The 11843-nt window shown below is 60.0% G+C and carries 12 protein-coding genes; 7 read left to right on the top strand and 5 right to left on the bottom strand.

What is annotated here, in order from left to right; genetic code table 11:
• Position 1: 1 nt before the first annotated feature.
• From HMPREF2996_RS10100 to HMPREF2996_RS12515, 5 genes are all read right to left on the bottom strand, one after another.
• Entirely contained in the window at positions 2-682 is a 681-nt protein-coding gene (locus tag HMPREF2996_RS10100) for a metal-dependent transcriptional regulator (RefSeq protein ID WP_070446758.1), read from the bottom strand.
• A 287-nt stretch (positions 683-969) separates the two neighbouring features.
• Complete coding sequence (locus tag HMPREF2996_RS10095; protein WP_046648202.1) at positions 970-1965, bottom strand: sigma-70 family RNA polymerase sigma factor; 996 nt, start codon at positions 1963-1965, stop codon at positions 970-972.
• A 139-nt stretch (positions 1966-2104) separates the two neighbouring features.
• Positions 2105-2581 (bottom strand): D-aminoacyl-tRNA deacylase, encoded by a 477-nt coding sequence (gene dtd, locus HMPREF2996_RS10090; protein ID WP_070446759.1) that lies wholly within the window; start codon positions 2579-2581, stop codon positions 2105-2107.
• A gap of 99 nt (positions 2582-2680) precedes the next feature.
• Positions 2681-4222: a DUF7782 domain-containing protein gene (locus tag HMPREF2996_RS10085; protein WP_210398925.1), complete on the bottom strand. Its 1542-nt coding sequence runs from the start codon at positions 4220-4222 to the stop codon at positions 2681-2683.
• 79 nt (positions 4223-4301) lie between these two features.
• Positions 4302-4784, bottom strand: coding sequence for a DUF3099 domain-containing protein (locus HMPREF2996_RS12515; RefSeq protein WP_141740731.1), 483 nt, complete (start codon positions 4782-4784; stop codon positions 4302-4304).
• Between the two features lie 48 nt (positions 4785-4832).
• Between HMPREF2996_RS12515 and HMPREF2996_RS10075 the strand changes: the two genes are divergently transcribed.
• The 7 genes from HMPREF2996_RS10075 (at position 4833) to dhaM (ending at position 11778) form a co-directional block, all read left to right on the top strand.
• The gene (locus tag HMPREF2996_RS10075) at positions 4833-5084 is read left to right on the top strand and encodes a DUF3039 domain-containing protein (RefSeq protein ID WP_012715089.1); all 252 of its coding nucleotides are present in this window, start codon (positions 4833-4835) and stop codon (positions 5082-5084) included.
• Positions 5085-5186: 102 nt separating this feature from the next.
• On the top strand, positions 5187-6977 hold the full coding sequence (locus HMPREF2996_RS10070; protein ID WP_070446762.1) for a DEAD/DEAH box helicase: 1791 nt from the start codon (positions 5187-5189) through the stop codon (positions 6975-6977).
• Between the two features lie 215 nt (positions 6978-7192).
• Entirely contained in the window at positions 7193-7639 is a 447-nt protein-coding gene (locus HMPREF2996_RS10065; RefSeq protein WP_070731247.1) for a DUF2871 domain-containing protein, read from the top strand.
• A 2-nt stretch (positions 7640-7641) separates the two neighbouring features.
• On the top strand, positions 7642-9270 hold the full coding sequence (locus tag HMPREF2996_RS10060) for a DHA2 family efflux MFS transporter permease subunit (RefSeq protein ID WP_070731246.1): 1629 nt from the start codon (positions 7642-7644) through the stop codon (positions 9268-9270).
• A gap of 124 nt (positions 9271-9394) precedes the next feature.
• A complete protein-coding gene (gene dhaK, locus HMPREF2996_RS10055; RefSeq protein WP_070719178.1) occupies positions 9395-10396 on the top strand; it encodes a dihydroxyacetone kinase subunit DhaK in 1002 nt (333 codons plus the stop codon).
• Between the two features lie 2 nt (positions 10397-10398).
• Complete coding sequence (gene dhaL / locus HMPREF2996_RS10050; protein ID WP_070644929.1) at positions 10399-11064, top strand: dihydroxyacetone kinase subunit DhaL; 666 nt, start codon at positions 10399-10401, stop codon at positions 11062-11064.
• 3 nt (positions 11065-11067) lie between these two features.
• Positions 11068-11778: a dihydroxyacetone kinase phosphoryl donor subunit DhaM gene (gene dhaM, locus HMPREF2996_RS10045; protein ID WP_070446767.1), complete on the top strand. Its 711-nt coding sequence runs from the start codon at positions 11068-11070 to the stop codon at positions 11776-11778.
• Positions 11779-11843: the final 65 nt, after the last annotated feature.

Below are 11843 nucleotides of genomic sequence, written 5' to 3'. Positions count from 1 at the left end.
TTTAGTCCTCCTTGACGCGGATAGCGTGAGCAAGGTCGTCGACAAGCTCGACAGTGTGTCCTGATTTCGTTGTCAGCCTAATCGTCCCGCTCTCATTGACTACGGTGACGTGCGAGCCAACCTGGATTCCGCAGGCATACAGGTCGTGGAAGGTGGAATTATCAGCTTGCAAGACCTCATTGATTTGCACGATAGTGGCCTCGGTTTCTTGCCCCGTGGGAAGGTCGATGGCGCGCGTGCCCAAGTCGAGCTCTACCGGAGACATGCCCAGCTGTGCCAAACCGGGGATTGGGTTGCCGAATGGTGAGCGGGAGGAATCCTCCAGCACCGCGACGACTCGCTTTTCTACTTCTTCGCTCATGACGTGTTCCCACCGGCAGGCCTCGTCGTGGACCTTGTGGATATCAAGGCCAAGGACATCCGTGAGCAACCGCTCAGCCAAGCGGTGTTTGCGCATGACGTTGGTAGCTAATTCGCGGCCCTGCTGAGTGAGATCAAGGCTGCGGTCGGTGCGCACGTGAAGAAGTCCATCGCGCTCCATCCGGGCCACGGTCTGGGAGACGGTCGGTCCGGACTGCTCTAAACGCTCTGCAATTCGAGCACGCAGTGGGGTAATACCTTCCTCTTCGAGCTCGTAGATGGTTCGCAGATACATTTCCGTGGTGTCAACTAGGTCCCTCACGTGGGCTTACCTTTCTGCGTTGTCGGCGGTCCGTAGCCACATAGGTTTAGGCGCGGTAATAAAAGTGTATTAAGAGAATATCTTAAACAATAGCGCATTTTTCGAAAGCTGAGAGCGCGCAGCACTGTGCGTTCGACTGGGAGGAGAGGGGCGGGAATTAAAAACCGTGAGGACCACCGCGAGGAAAGAAAAAGCCACCGAGCAACGTCCTCTGCGGCCCAGCAGCACAAGTCAACTGGGCAGCAAAGGCATTCCTCAATGGCTAAGGCTGGGAAGTCAGCTAAGGCTTAGAGCGCGTACTCGCGGAGGCGGTCCGCACGGTTGCCCTCGCGCAACTTGGCCATCACCTCACGCTCGATTTGGCGAACGCGTTCACGAGAGAGGCCGAACTTGCGGCCAATCTGGTCGAGGGTGCGCGGGACACCATCGTCCAAGCCATAGCGCAGGCGGATGACATCCTGTTCGCGTTCCTCGAGGGAACCAATCACGGAGCGGATATCGGAGTGGCGCATGGAGGCCACCACAGCGGTCTCGGCATCCGTTGCCTCGGCATCCTCAATGAAGTCACCCAACGGGGCTTCCTCATCGGTACCGACCGGCATGTCCAAGGAAACAGGATCGCGGGACTGGCGCAGCAGCATCTCGATCTTGGACTCTTCGATTCCGGATTCCTCCGCGAGCTCCTCATTCGTGGCCTCGCGGCCCAAGGACTGGTACATCTCGCGTTTAATGCGGGAAAGCTTATTTACCTGCTCAACTAGGTGCACGGGGAGGCGGATAGTGCGGGACTGGTCAGCCATGCCGCGGGTAATGGCCTGGCGGATCCACCACGTTGCATACGTGGAGAACTTGAAGCCCTTGGCATAATCAAACTTCTCCATCGCACGAATCAGGCCCAAGTTACCTTCCTGGATGAGGTCCAGCAGCGGCATGCCGCGGCCGGTATAACGCTTAGCCAGGGAGACTACGAGACGCAGATTGGCCTCCAAGAGGTGGGAGCGAGCCTTCTTGCCTTCGCGGGCCAAAATCTTCAGGTCGCGCTTCTCAGCGCGGGTCAACTTTTCGGCATTAGCGAGCTTGTATTCGGCGTACAGGCCTACCTCGATGGCCTGTGCGAGCTCAACCTCGTCCTCAGCACTCAGCAGCGCCGTTTTGCCGATTCCGTTGAGATAAACGCGGACCAAGTCCGCAGAGGGATTGTCATTTGTTTGGTTACGGCGTGAGCCGCGGTCAACTTCCTGTCCGTCCTCGTCCTGGACGCTAGCAGCGGATGATGTGGCCATCTCATGCCTCCTAAGTTGCGGCTTGGTTCATCTCCTACAACGAGCTTTCGGCGCAGTTAGTTCCCGTGGCCCGAAAAATGTTCTAACACCCCGCGGGAAGAGTGAGGTTTTAGGCCATTTTGGGGGAGGCGCGCCGCACCTAGACCTCCACGAGCACGGTGAACGGCCCTTCGTTGACCGAGGAGACGCGCATCATCGCTCCGAACTGGCCTTCCTCCACGGTGATTCCGCGTTCGCGCAGGCGCGCAACTACACCCTGGATCACCGGCTCCGCGGCCTCGCCTGGGGCTGCATCTGACCACGAAGGTCGGCGGCCTTTCGCGGTTCGTCCGTAGAGGGTGAACTGGCTTACCACCAGAACTGGCGCACCACTATCGACCACGCTGGTCTCACCCTCGAGGATGCGCAGCTCAGCGATCTTGCGCGCCATCGTGTCCATCTTCTCCTCTAAAGTCGGGCCGTCGCTAGCGGTGGCGTCACCACCTGCCTCGACGTCCTCCCGCGACACACCAATGAGTGCTAGGACTCCGCCGGTGTCGGGGCAGGTAATGGACCCAACGACGTCGTTGTCAACGGTGACAGAGGCTTCAGAAACACGGGTTAAAACAGCACGCATGGCAGGGAAGTACACAACCTTTCTGTAGAGGAGTTCTTTCTCGGATGAGAAGTACGCGGGGATTGAAGGGGTAAAGAGGCTCTTAGTGGGGGCGCGAGGCTACTCAGTGTGGCTAAAAGCTAGCAGCTCGGTCGGGATGAGAAGCCCGTGGCGGATAAGATCCACGATGGCCGGAAGTGCTGCGCTGACCAACTCGGCTTCTTCAAAACCCTGCGCGGCGGCGTAGAGCTCGATGGTTTCACCGATGCTCAAACCATTCGGGTTAAACCCGGCGACAATGGCCGCGAGATGCTCATCGACATCGTGCTGCCAGCGGGGGCCATCGGTACGGCTGAGCCGCAGTGCCGCGCGCTCAAAGCCCATGCCCAGGTCCCCATCGGGCAGTGCAACGTCCTCACGGGCCACCCCGGGGCGCAGCTGTACATGCTTAGTTTCTAATTCACCCGGCACCAGGTTGCGCAGCCATTCGACGCGCGCGAAGTATTCTTCCACTTCCGGGCCGAGCGGATCGATAACTGGCTGCGCCATGGTCTCCGCCAAGATATCCGAGGGCTCGTCCTCACCGATGCGCTGGATGGCCACGAAACCAAACCCGATTCCGGTGACCTCGTTTTCACGGAAGTGCTCCAGCCACCGGCGAGACCGCTCTTGGCCTTCAGGGCTGCGAACATCCACGGATTCATCGCTCAACCAGGTTGAGACATATAACGCTGGGTCCGCCACATCGCGCTGAATGATCCATGCAGCGACGCCGGTATCCGGTAGCCACGAGGCGACGCGCTGCTGCCACGATTCTTCGCCTTGATGCACCCAGGCTGCGAGTACGTGCGCTGTGCCCCCAGGGTTGAGATGCTCGACTGCTTGGGAGACCACCAGCTCGCTTGCTCCATCCAGGTTGAGGCCGGAGTCTCGATAGACATGCCCCACTTCGGGTAAGCCAACCACGAATGGAGGATTAGCCACGATGCGGTCGAAGCGCTCATTCTCAACGGGTTCGTACCAGGAGCCGTGGCGTAGCTCAACGCGGTCTTCCGCCTCCGCCGCGAGGACGGTGGCGCGGGCGAGTTCAAGGGCTCGCTCATGGACGTCGGTAGCCACAATGCGTTGCGCAGAATCCAGCTGCCCAAGGACCTGGACGCCTGAACCCGTGCCTAAATCTAGTACTGATTCCACTGGTGTCGTTGGCGTTGAATGCAACAAGGACAGGCTGGCCGAGCCCACTCCCAACACATGCTCGGGGCCGGGGACGTGATGCACCAGAGATGCATCAACATCGGAGAACACGACACGATTCTTGCCCACGATGATGTGCGGTCGAATGTCATAAGCCACGTAGGCGGTGCCGTGTTCGTCGCCGAGCACGACACCGCAATCAATGAGTTGGGCGGCTAGGCGTGCTCCGAGGACGTCGGAAAGCAGCGTGGCTGGTACGTGTTCATGCAGCAAGAAGATACGGATGAGATGGTCCAGACGGGAATCACCGCTTGCTCCTAGCGCAACTGCGGCGGGCTCGCCGCGATGCAGGGCTTCGGTGTACTCGGGTCCCAAATGGCCTGCGATGCCATCCGCACTAAACCCTGCCTCCGCAAACACTCGGGAAAGTTCTGCCGCAACGTCCGCGATGGGGTGTTCCGGGTTCATCGCTGGGCCAAAAGGAGAAGGCTGCTGGGTGCTCACAAGAGAATCCTTAAATGCATCGGGGAGGGAATACAGTGATGTTCTAATCTTCGTGGTCAATAGTGTCAGCTGCAGTACTGTTTGTGTCTGCTCCTGACGAGGGTTTGTGCCGCCCAGGCGTGCTGGGCAGTTCACCATGGGAACCGCTGGTGAGTTCTTCACGTTGTGCTTGCGCCATTTGCCGGGCAAGGGCTGGTTTATAAACAGCTTTTTCGCGCTTGTCTTTCTTTTGACCCCGGCCATTGCCAATGACCACAGCGATCCAGGGGAGGGGGAAGGTGACGGCCACGACAAGGGCGGCGGGGATCCACCACTGCCAGACATAAACCATGGCCCCGGCTATCAGGAGGGATGGAACGCGCAGAAACTGCAGTATGGAGTAGATGATCTCGCGGCGATGCCGGTCCTGACCGGGGGCGAGTTTTGCCGTGGTGATGAGGTGCGTTTCGCGCCCGAATCGGCGTCCGCGCCGCTGCCCCGATCGTGGGGTATGGCGGGCGTTATCGCGCGAGTTCGAAGGGGTCATGCCTATCAGCGTAGCTGGAGGACTCGCCAACTTCGATACTGATGCGGCATGATAGTGGGCGTGAGTACGACGACTAAGACTATTGAGCGCCCTGATGTCCGCGAGGATACGTCGACCAACGACGACACCCCGAAGTTCTTCCACTACGTGAAGAAGAACCAGATCCTCGACTCCGCGGTCAACGGCAAGTACGTCGTTGCCCTGTGCGGAGAGACCTTCCCGGTAACCAAGCAAGCCAAACCTGGTTCGCCCGTGTGCCCTGACTGCGAGCGCGTCTATAAGAGCTTGCGCCGCCGTTAAGCTGTGCATCGACGTTCATCCTGCGTCGATGCCAAGCATTAGGGATAGAGAACTTCACAGAAGCGGGATGTTGGGATAACTAGAGGGGGATAGTCGCTGACCGTGTCTACACAGACTCCAGCACAGAGATTTGCCAATAACGGTTCGCTGCGCGTGTGGCAACGCGCTGCTTTGGATAAGTTCCTAGCCACCAAGCCGAAGGATTTCATGGCGGTGGCAACGCCAGGTGCAGGTAAGACCACCTTCGCCCTGCGGGTGGCCACAGAGCTTATGGCGGACCGCACCGTTGAGCGCGTCATCGTGGTGGTGCCCACCGAGCACCTCAAAGTGCAGTGGTCGGAATCCGCCTCCCGCGTTGGCTTAGCGCTCGACCCCAAGTTCACAAACTCCTCGGGAGTCAACCCCGCGATGGACGGTGTCGTGGTGACTTATGCGCAGGTGGGCATGCACCCGTACAAACACCGAGCGGTGGCCTCAGCTCGGCGCACCCTGGTGATCCTCGATGAGATCCACCACGCCGGTGATGCCAAGAGCTGGGGCGATGGCGTGCGGGAAGCCTATGATGATGCGGAGCACCGCCTCGCGCTGACCGGTACCCCCTTTCGCTCCGATGACTCGCAAATTCCCTTCGTGCGCTACGAGGAGGATGGGGAAGGTCACCTCGTATCCCGTTCTGATCACACGTATGGCTATGGCGATGCGCTTGCCGACGGTGTCGTGCGCCCCGTCGTCTTCCTCAGCTACTCCGGCGAATCCCGCTGGCGTGATAGCGCCGGTGAGGAACATGCGGCCCGGCTCGGCGATATTCTCAATCCGGAGCAGACCGCCCGCGCATGGCGCACGGCCCTCGACCCGAAAGGCGAGTGGATCCCCACCGTCCTGCAGGCGGCGCACACACGGCTGATGCAGATGCGCCGCAACATGCCGGATGCCGGCGGTCTCGTGCTCGCTACCGACACGACAACCGCGCGCGCCTACGCCAAGATCCTCAAGCAGATTTCCAATACCCCCGTCTCCGTCATCCTCTCCGATGACCCAGGCTCCTCGGCGCGTATTGCAGAGTTCTCTGAATCCACCGACGAGTGGATGGTGGCCGTGCGCATGGTGTCGGAGGGCGTCGACGTTCCCCGCCTCGCCGTGGGCGTGTATGCCACCTCTGCGTCGACACCGCTCTTCTTCGCGCAGGCCATCGGGCGCTTCGTGCGCTCCCGCATGCCAGGGGAGACAGCCTCCGTCTTTCTTCCTTCCGTGCCGGTGCTCTTGGGGCTTGCCGAGAACATGGAGAAGCAGCGCGACCACGTCCTGGGAGGGGAGAAAAACCCCGACAAGGATGGCTGGGACGATGAGCTGCTCGAGGACGCCAATAAGAAGAAGTCCGAACCGGACATGCTCGAGCCTTCCTATGAATCCTTAGGCGCGGAAGCAGAATTCTCAGGACTGCTTTACAACGGCTCGCAGTTCACCACGGGCAATATCACCGATGAAGAAGAGGATTTCCTCGGCATCCCCGGGCTTCTCGACGCCGACCAGGTCAAGGACCTTTTGCGCAAGAAGCAGTCCGATGAGCTGGACCGCCGCGAGGCAGAAGAGAAGGCGCGCCGGGCTGCAGAGGCGGCAGAGGAGCAACGCCGCAAGCTCTACGGCACTCCGCATGCGCCCAAGCGCGGGGCGGAGGCATCGGCAAGCAGCACCGGTTCCCAGTCAGGTGTGGTGGATGAGATTTCCGCGTTGCGCAAGGAGCTCAACACAGTAGTGTCTATCACCGCTCAACGCACCGGCCGCCCACACGGCGCTATTCACACTGAAGCCCGCAAGGCTTGCGGCGGCCCTCCCACCGCGTTGTGCGACGCCGAGCAGCTCCAAGAGCGCATCGATTATCTGCGCAAGTGGTAGTTGGCGCCGCTGAGTCGGCGTGGATTCGGGGAAGAAGAGAGCTGCGGGCTGAGGGCTAGGTGCGCGATCAACTAGTTGGTTGATGTCAAAATCAGCCGACCACTCGATGACTGTGCTGGCTGCGCCAAGCAGGATGGATACCAGAAGGCTTTGGCCGTGATAGATAACACCCTCGGTGCAGCAGCCACAACACCGTGGCTAGGAAGGAACAAGTAATGAAGTCCCTGTATAGAGCAGCTATTTTCTACCTCGTTATGGGGTTGGCAGCAGGACTATTCTACCGTGAGTTCACACGCGCAAATGATTTCCCGGAGGGCCAGTTCACCCAGTTGGGCGTGGCCCATACCCACCTCTTGGCGCTGGGATTCATGATGTTTTTGATCTTCCTCGTCGTGGACAAGGTATTCGGCGTCTCGCGGAATAAGAAGCTGTTTAACTCCTTCTTCTGGTTCTACAACATTGGTGTCGTGCTTACCGTTGGAATGCTCACCTGGCACGGCAGCCTGACCGTGTTGGGCGAGGAATCCACCGCCATGATCGCCGGGATTGCCGGTATTGGCCACATCCTCATCACGATTGGCCTCGTTCTCTTCGTTGTCGCACTTGGCCGCGCATTGAAGGAGCCGGCTAACTCTTCCACCCCGGCACCCGTGAGCGCCTAGTCATGTTGTCGCCCACAGCGGGTTCCATCACGGCGGTGCCGACCCGCCGTGACTGGATTAGTCTTGCGGTTTTGTCGGTAGGACTGGGCGTCATTGTCCTTGATGGCACCATCGTCGGGGTAGCGCTGCCGGCTATTATTACTGACCTCAAACTGGACATAACTCAGGCGCAGTGGGTCAACAGCCTCTACGCGGTAGTGCTTGCCGCACTGTTGTTGTCCACCGGAAAGATCGCGGATAGTTGGGGTCGCAAGCGAGCGTTTCTCGCCGGTCTTAGCATTTTCGTAGCAGGCAGCGTGTGGGCGGGTTTCGCGGACTCCGCAGGCACGCTCATTTCCGCGCGTGCAGTACAAGCAGTGGGTGCAGCGTTTATCATGCCCTCAACCTTGTCCACGGTGAACGCCGTTTTCCGAGGCAAGTATCGCGCGGCTGCATTCGGTGTGTGGGGCGCAGTTATCTCTGGCGCCGCCGCCGTCGGACCTTTGGCCGGTGGCGCGCTTACCCAGCGGCTATCGTGGCATTGGATCTTCCTGGTCAATGTTCCCATTGGCATCATCGTGGCTGTTGGAGCTGTGCTCACCGTGCGGGAAACCCGTAGCCCCGAAAAACGGCCCGGGGTCGACGTCGATGGCGCACAGTTGAGCGCGATTGCCTTCGGAGCCCTTGTTTTCGCGGTGATTGAGGGGCCAAGTCTTGGCTGGTGGACACCACAGTCCGAGCTGACGGTGTTCGGCTGGACATGGCCCACCACCGCGCCGGTATCTGCGGTGCCAGTTGCACTGCTCATCGCCGCGATCAGTTTCAGTTTGTTCATCCGCTGGGAGGAGCACCGTGAGCGAGTACAACGCTCCGCGCTGCTGGACCTGGGCCTCTTTTCCTACTCCACGTTTTCCTGGGGAAACATCACCGCGGGCGCGGTAGCTATCGGTGAGTTTGCGATTATTTTTATCCTCCCGCTGTACCTCATTAATGCACTGGGCTTGAGTGTGATGTCCGCTGGCCTCGTGCTCGCGGCGATGGCAATCGGCGCCTTTATTTCGGGAGCCGCCGCACGGCATGTTGCTGGCCGCTTTGGTGCTCCTGAAACAGTGCTCATAGGTCTGGGCCTAGAAGTTGTCGGCGCGCTTATCCTCGCGATGCTCCTGAGTCCGGACACTAGCGGCTGGGTCATCGCGCTTCCGCTTGTGTTGTATGGCGTGGGCTTGGGGTTCGCATCTGCGCAGTTGACGGGCACGGTCTTGAGCGAGATACCGGTAGCGAATTCGGGGCAGGCATCTGCTACCCAGAGCACGGTCCGCCAGATCGGCTCCTCCCTCGGCACCGCGGTTTCTGGTTCCGTCTTTTCCGTCGCCCTAGCACTGGCGTTGCCGAAGGCGCTCGAAGACATCGACGTCGTCGGCCCAGCCGCAGATGCCATGGCGGAAGCTACCCGCCAGTCCGCGGGCTCGAGCATCGCAGGACTTCGCGCACAGGGCGCGGCTGGACCCTTTGGGGAACAGACAACAGCGTTGGTGCAGGCGTTGAGCGAAGGCATGAGTGATGCAGCTCGATGGTCGCTTCTGGCCGCAGTGATGTTCTTGGTACTCGGTGTCTTTGGTGCGTTGCAGGTTCAAAAGGCCGCGAAGAGCTAAGAAGGTGAGGCGGGGGCTACAGGAGCGTTACGCTGGTCTCGGCAGACCGTCCGGTAGCGAGGGTAGGCTCGGCAGCATTCCCAGAAGAGTGCTCGAGGGCAATGAAAACCTAAGGAGAAGGATGATGAAGAAGCTCATCAACTCGCCGGACAGCGTAGTAGAGGAATCCGTGGAGGGCTTTGCTTTAGCACACGGTGACATAGTCACTCGATCCACCGATCCTCTCTTTGTGTCCCGCTCGCAGAAGAAAGAAGACGGCAAGGTAGCCATAGTCTCCGGGGGCGGTTCTGGACATGAGCCGCTGCATGCCGGCTTCGTTGGCTACGGCATGTTGGATGCAGCAGTGCCCGGTGCCATGTTTACATCGCCAACGCCGGACGCAATCCAAGCGGCCACGGAGGCAGCTAATGCCGGGGCGGGGGTGCTCTACATCGTCAAGAACTACACCGGCGATGTTCTCAACTTCGACACCGCGGCGGAGCTGGCGGAATTCGATGATATTGAGGTCAGCCAGGTCATCGTGGACGATGATGTTGCGGTGGAGGATTCCACTTTTACAGCTGGTCGCCGCGGTGTTGCCGGCACACTGTTGGTAGAAAAGCTGGCGGGTGCTGCAGCCGAGCGCGGTGATGATCTCGCGGCGGTGGCCGCTGTGGCGAAGAAGGTGGTAGAAAACACCGCGACCATGGGCGCAGCGCTGAGTGCCTGCACGGTGCCACACGTGGGCAAGCCCTCCTTTGACCTCGGGGAAGACGAAGTCGAGCTCGGCGTGGGTATTCATGGGGAGCCGGGCCGCAAGGAAATTCCGTTGGTCTCTGCCGACGACGTAACTGACCATCTGCTTGATCCGGTGTTGGCAGACCTTAAGCTGGGTGATGGGGAGCGTACCATTGTCCTTGTCAACGGCATGGGTGCTACTCCGGCGTCCGAGCTGTACGTGGTCTACCGTCGTGTGGCTCAGCGTCTTAAGGACGCGGGTGTTAGCATCGAGCGTTCCCTCGTGGGTAACTTCGTTACTAGTCTAGATATGGCCGGTTGCTCCGTTACAGTCATGCGCGCGGACGAGGAAGACCTTGAGCTTTTTGATGCCCCGTGCCACACCACCGCACTACGACAAGGAATGTAATTATGACCGACAATGCAACTTTGACAACAGCGTGGGCCCAGGCATGGATGAAAAACTGCGCCGCAGCGGCACACGAACACCGCGAGGAACTCATCGAGCTTGACCGCGCCATCGGGGATAGTGACCATGGCGCAAACGTCGACCGCGGTTTCCGAGCTGTCGCGGAGAAAGTGGATTCGGATATCTCACCGGAGACGTCTCACGTTGCTGATGTGTTGAAGCTGACGGCAAAGACGCTTATGTCCACCGTTGGTGGCGCCTCTGGTCCATTGCTGGGAACCGCTTTTCTACGCGCGGCTAAGGCCGCAGGCTCTGGAGAGATCGATGCGCCTACGACGGCCGCTCTCATTGAGGCCGCGCTTGAGGGAATAGCCACCCGTGGTAAGGCCTCTGAAGGCGAGAAGACAATGGTCGATGCCTGGGCGCCGGCCGCACGGGCCGCTCGCGCTGCGGCGGATGCCGCACAGAGCCCCGATCAAGTGCTGCGCGCGGCTGCCGACGCCGCAGCAACAGGCGCGGAAGCGACTATCCCGATGGTGGCCACGAAAGGCCGCGCTTCCTACCTAGGGGAGCGTTCTGCTGGACACAAGGATCCGGGCGCTACATCCTCGGCACTTTTCATCGCTGCGGCTGCGGGCGCCGCCGAAACCCTCAAGGAGGAAGCATAGGATATGGCACAGCCCCGCGTTGGACTCGTTCTCGTATCACACTCGGCAAAGCTCGCTGAAGGTCTGACTGAGCTTGCTGCTCAGATGGCTCCTGACGTGACCATCCTTCCTGCCGGTGGTCTGGAGGAGGGCGGCATCGGAACGTCCTTTGACCTCGTCGAAGGGGCTATCAGCCACGCACGTGGCCAAGGCCTTAGCGTGGTTGTCCTCACCGATTTAGGCTCGGCCACGATGACCGTTGAGTCCGTTCTCGAGTTCCTTGACGAAGACACGGTGACGTTTGTCGATGCCCCCTTGGTCGAATCCACTATTGCAGCAGCCACCGCCGCTCAGCAGGGCGATGGACTCGCCGCCGTGATCAAAGCCGCGGAACGCGCCATCGAAGTCTTCGTTCCGAAGCAGCCCTCAGCCACTGCGTCTGCAGCCGAGGATGACCTAGCAACAAACGCTGATGGGTACTCGCTGACAGTGACTGTGGCCGATGAGGCGGGTCTGCATGCACGTCCGGCGTCAAGGATTGCAGAGCTGGCGGCGGAAGCGGCAGGGGATGTCACCCTCTCCTGTGACGGAGAGTCGGCAGAGGCAGACTCTGCAATGATGCTGATGTCTCTCGGGGTATCCCAGGGCGCTTCGGTGACCATCAGCGGAGATGTTTCCGATAAAGACGTTATCGATCGGATCGCCACAGCCATTGAGCTGGGGATCGAAGGCTAGAAAGCCCTTGGGTTTGCCGGCTGTATAGGGCAAAGAAAAAGCGGCGAGGAGGTTTATCCCTCCTC

It is taken from the genome of Corynebacterium sp. HMSC066C02, from assembly GCF_001814945.1.
Taxonomy (GTDB): domain Bacteria; phylum Actinomycetota; class Actinomycetes; order Mycobacteriales; family Mycobacteriaceae; genus Corynebacterium; species Corynebacterium aurimucosum.
The sequence above is the reverse complement of the archived record's forward strand: the minus strand, read 5'-3'. Positions and strand labels throughout refer to the sequence as shown.